Annotated in this window: 1 rRNA gene; it reads left to right on the forward strand. The window is 53.1% G+C overall.

The features are described 5' to 3' along the window. Positions 1-742, forward strand: a 23S ribosomal RNA gene (locus ACFQNF_RS12310); the annotation flags it as partial. Positions 743-751 lie beyond the last annotated feature (9 nt).

The following is a 751-nucleotide window of genomic DNA, read 5'->3' on the forward strand; positions in this document are numbered from 1 at the left end:
ACCTTGAAATACCACCCTGACCCCTTTGAGGTTCTAACCTTGGTCCGTTATCCGGATCGGGGACCGTGCATGGTAGGCAGTTTGACTGGGGCGGTCTCCTCCCAAATTGTAACGGAGGAGCTCGAAGGTCGCCTAGGTACGGTCGGACATCGTACTGATAGTGTAATGGCATAAGGCGGCTTAACTGCGAGACAGACAAGTCGAGCAGGTGCGAAAGCAGGACATAGTGATCCGGTGGTTCTGAATGGAAGGGCCATCGCTCAACGGATAAAAGGTACTCCGGGGATAACAGGCTGATTCCGCCCAAGAGTTCACATCGACGGCGGAGTTTGGCACCTCGATGTCGGCTCATCACATCCTGGGGCTGTAGCCGGTCCCAAGGGTATGGCTGTTCGCCATTTAAAGTGGTACGTGAGCTGGGTTCAAAACGTCGTGAGACAGTTTGGTCCCTATCTGCAGTGGGCGTTGGAAATTTGAGGGGGGCTGCTCCTAGTACGAGAGGACCGGAGTGGACAGATCTCTGGTGTACCGGTTGTCACGCCAGTGGCATCGCCGGGTAGCTAAATCTGGAAGAGATAAGCGCTGAAAGCATCTAAGCGCGAAACTCGCCTCAAGATGAGATTTCCCCAAGGCTTTAAGCCTTTTAAAGGGTCGTTCGAGACCAGGACGTTGATAGGTCGGGTGTGGAAGTGCAGTAATGCATTAAGCTAACCGATACTAATTGCCCGTAAGGCTTGATCCTATAACCTGA

It is taken from the genome of Iodobacter arcticus (assembly GCF_042664895.1).
In the GTDB taxonomy this organism is placed as follows: domain Bacteria; phylum Pseudomonadota; class Gammaproteobacteria; order Burkholderiales; family Chitinibacteraceae; genus Iodobacter; species Iodobacter arcticus.